The organism is Paracoccus sp. SSJ (genome assembly GCF_030234105.1).
Lineage (GTDB): Bacteria > Pseudomonadota > Alphaproteobacteria > Rhodobacterales > Rhodobacteraceae > Paracoccus > Paracoccus denitrificans.
In genome coordinates, this window is sequence record NZ_JASSPE010000052.1 from 1 (window position 1) to 3,339 (window position 3,339).

The window sequence follows — 3,339 nt, forward strand, 5'->3', positions numbered from 1 at the left end:
CAGGGTCGCTTGGCTTACCCAGACAATGCGGCTCGATCTTCGCCCACTGGGCATCCGTCAGAACATCGCGATCCATCCGGAGGATGAATCACATCAACCCCCGTTTGTGAATCCCCACACGCCCTAGACCATGCTGACAAAAGGGATACCGCTCGGTGCAAGAGTATGATTCAAGATCATCGTTACGTGGAAGATGATCTCGGCACGCCACTTGATGTCCGATGATGAGTGGGCCTTCTTCGGGGGCCTCATCCGGGGCTTCATCCGTGCGGTTCGGCACCCGAACGGGTGTAAACCCGAAGATCATCATCTTGTTCAGGGGTTTGCGTCCCTTCGAGGCCCGGACGGCCAAGATGAAGCGCTCGTGAACCGCCCACTCCTCGTCCGACATCAGATGGCGTGCCAAGCTGGTCTCCATCGCAGATACCAGCTTGAATCATGATCAGCCCCCCTGTGAAGCCCTTTCGACAACACGACCTAGGTCATGTTGACAAATGACGGAGCCAGAGGCGGATCGACGTGATGTCAATGAAGCCGAGAAAGCTTTCCGCCGTCTTGTCGTAGCGGGTCGCGACACGCCTGGCGTTCTTGAGCTTGTTGAAGCAGCGTTCGACCAGATTGCGCAGGCGATACAGCGAACGATCGACACCAATCCGTTTTTTGCGGGACTTGCGCATCGGTATCACGGGCAGGACGTTGCGCGCCTCCATGCCGTCTCTGATCTTGTCTGCATCGTAGCCGCGATCTGCGAGCAGCACGCTCGGGCGGGGCAGATTATCCACCATCACCAGATCGAAGCCGAGATAGTCCGACGTCTGGCCCGGCGTGATCTCTGTTCTCATAGGTAGCCCGTGCGCGTTGACCAGAAGGTGGATCTTGGTCGTAACGCCACCTCGAGAACGGCCGAAACCTTGTCGCGGAGTCCCCCTTTAGCGCCCGCTGCCTGATGGTGGGCACGGATCACGGTGCTGTCGATCATTTGCAGGGCGCTTGGCACGGCTCCGCTCTGGTTCAGGGCATCCATGATTTCCTCCCACAGGCCTGCCAGCGTCCAGCGCCGGAACTGCCGATAGACGCTTGACCATTTGCCGAACTCGGCAGGTAGGTCCCGCCATGGCGCACCGGTGCGTGCGATCCAGAATATGCCATCAAGAACGAGGCGGTGGTTGGTGGGCTTGCGCCCGTTCGGGGCGCGGACGGCGAAGATGAAGCGCTCAAAGAACGCCCACTCCTCGTCCGACATAAGGTCTCGTGCCAAGCTGGTCTCCATCGCAGATGCCAGCTTGAATCATGCCCCAAGCCCAAGGGGAATCCCTTTTGTCAACACGACCTAGCTTGCATGACTACTTGGAACTTTAGGTTTGACCGATCAGGGCAGGCATTCCATTATCGGTTACATCGCCGAACGGGAGAGGAGCTAATTGTATTTTTCCCTGGCCTTCGTTCAACCAAATCTACCGCTGTAGAATATTATAATCGCCTCACATGGAGTGATAGCTTTGATGCTTCATGTTTGTTCGTCGCGGACCCTGGCCTGTCCCTTGACCCTTCTGTTCGCGGATCTTATTTTCAAGGAAGTCGCTCCTACTACAGTGTCGAGCGGGTGGCGGCAGACATCCGGACAATTAGCGCCGAGTTTGGCTTCTCCCCGGGCCGGACTGTCCTTTATGGCTCGTCTCAGGGCGGTTTTGCGGCGTTGGCGGTGGGAAGTTACCTCACAGCCTCGACAGTGGTGGCCGAGGCACCACAAACAGATGTTCGACGCTCACAGATGATAGACGACACCTCACGCGCCGCTCATTTTTGTTATGGAGTTCCTACGATCAATGATGTCCCCCAAGCCTATGACTATAGACTGAAACTGCATACCCTTTTTGCCAAGAGAGGGTATATTCCGAAGGGGAGAATTTTGGTGAAAGAAACGGATCGCTGGCACATTGACGAACATATTGTTCCTTTTAAGGAGTTAGACATAGACAATCGTCTGAGCGTTAGAATTTTTACTGGAGAAGATGGGAAGGGCGGCCACTCCGCGCTGAGGCGAGAAGTAATTGTTGATATTATTAATTCACAGTTGTACGAACCGTCGCGGTAATTAGTCCGGCCTGAACAACCTCTACTACATTGATTTTGTACGCTGAAGCTGCGGTTTTGTTGGCTTTGAATTGCAAGGTTTCGTATGCTTTGGCGAGAAACCCTGCAATTTCCGGTCGCCAATGAAGCCCCATTCCCGCGCCCCTGAGCAGGATGAACTGCTCCGCCCACGACTGGTCGACATGATCGACGCGCGCCACGAACTGGTGAAGCTTGCGGCACTGATCAATTGGGAGTTTTTCGAACGGGAATGGGCGAGTTTCTTCGGTAACCGCCCGGTTGCCACCGCCTGCCTGAGCGTGGGGTGATCGGCTAAGGCACGTATATAGCGACGTCGTTAACGACGTGTCTTATGCGGGGCTTTCGATGCGTGGTGACATTCTGGGTCTGGAGCGGCGGCGTCGGTGGAGCGACGAGGAGAAGCTCGGGATCGTGTTGTCGGTGGGGATGGAGGGCGCGACGGTGACGCAAGTAGCACATCGCCACGAGGTGACCCGACAGCAGCTCTATGCTTGGCGGCATGAGCTGAAGAAGAAGGGGCTGCTGTCGCCGCTGCCGGAGACCTTGTTGCTGCCTGTGGAGTTGACCGCACCCGCCGAATTGACGGTGCATCCATCGGCTGGAGATCCGGCGCCGCAGCGCCCCGCCCTGATCGAGCTTCAACTGTCCAATGGCCGTTGCCTGCGCTTCGACCCGATGCTGGACACAGCCGAGCTGACGCGGTTGATCCGGGTGGTGGAGGCGGCATGATCGGGCCCGGCACGGGTGTCCGGGTTTATCTGGCCTGCGGGGTGACCGACATGCGCAAGGGCATCGGGGGGTTGGCGGCGCTGGCGCAGGATCAGTTGCGTCAGAAGCCAACAGGCGGTGCGGTGTTTGCGTTCCGCGGTCGGCGTGGCGACAGATTGAAGCTCTTGTATTGGGATGAGGCCGGCAGATTTCTGGAAAGCGATGGTGGCGGTGCGGGTGTTGGCGCCGAAGATCCCGTCCACCCCGCGAGGATCGAAGCCGAGCGTGGTCAGGCGCTGCTGAGCGTGACGCACGGCAGTGCCGCGGCTGCCAAGGCCGATCTTCGGACAGGCCGGCGCCAGCGTATCGCGGATGGCCTGCCAGCGCTTGTAACCATCCGGCGTAGGCCGCGGCAGCGATGCTCAGGGGGCGCCCTTGGGCGCTTTGGGTTTGGCGGGCCGGGGAGCCCATCTTTTCGCGAGCCGGTCAAAGCGTTCGACGATGCTGTCGCTACAG

At 58.4% G+C, this 3,339-nt stretch carries 3 protein-coding genes and 4 pseudogenes; 5 read left to right on the forward strand and 2 right to left on the reverse strand.

The features are described 5' to 3' along the window. Positions 1-193: 193 nt before the first annotated feature. A pseudogene (locus QPR87_RS23320) lies at positions 194-316 on the forward strand (IS5/IS1182 family transposase); the annotation flags it as partial. A 166-nt stretch (positions 317-482) separates the two neighbouring features. On the opposite strand, the gene QPR87_RS23330 reads toward QPR87_RS23320, so the two are convergent. Further along, a protein-coding gene (locus QPR87_RS23330) for an IS5 family transposase (protein WP_138918374.1) occupies positions 483-1,270 on the reverse strand; the annotation gives its coding sequence in 2 pieces (ribosomal slippage) (positions 483-931 and positions 931-1,270; 789 coding nt in all). A gap of 333 nt (positions 1,271-1,603) precedes the next feature. Here QPR87_RS23330 and QPR87_RS23335 point away from each other — a divergent pair. The 4 genes and pseudogenes from QPR87_RS23335 to QPR87_RS23350 all read left to right on the forward strand — a co-directional run. Beyond that, positions 1,604-2,095, forward strand: coding sequence for a hypothetical protein (locus QPR87_RS23335; RefSeq protein WP_285051544.1), 492 nt, complete (start codon positions 1,604-1,606; stop codon positions 2,093-2,095). Positions 2,096-2,216: 121 nt separating this feature from the next. Then, positions 2,217-2,399, forward strand: a pseudogene (locus QPR87_RS23340) (IS5/IS1182 family transposase); the annotation flags it as partial. A gap of 61 nt (positions 2,400-2,460) precedes the next feature. Beyond that, positions 2,461-2,844 (forward strand): IS66-like element accessory protein TnpA, encoded by a 384-nt coding sequence (gene tnpA / locus QPR87_RS23345; protein WP_285051545.1) that lies wholly within the window; start codon positions 2,461-2,463, stop codon positions 2,842-2,844. A gap of 50 nt (positions 2,845-2,894) precedes the next feature. Beyond that, positions 2,895-2,978, forward strand: a pseudogene (locus tag QPR87_RS23350) (hypothetical protein); the annotation flags it as partial. A 102-nt stretch (positions 2,979-3,080) separates the two neighbouring features. Here QPR87_RS23350 and QPR87_RS23355 read toward each other — a convergent pair. Beyond that, positions 3,081-3,137: pseudogene (locus QPR87_RS23355) on the reverse strand (hypothetical protein); the annotation flags it as partial. Positions 3,138-3,339: the final 202 nt, after the last annotated feature.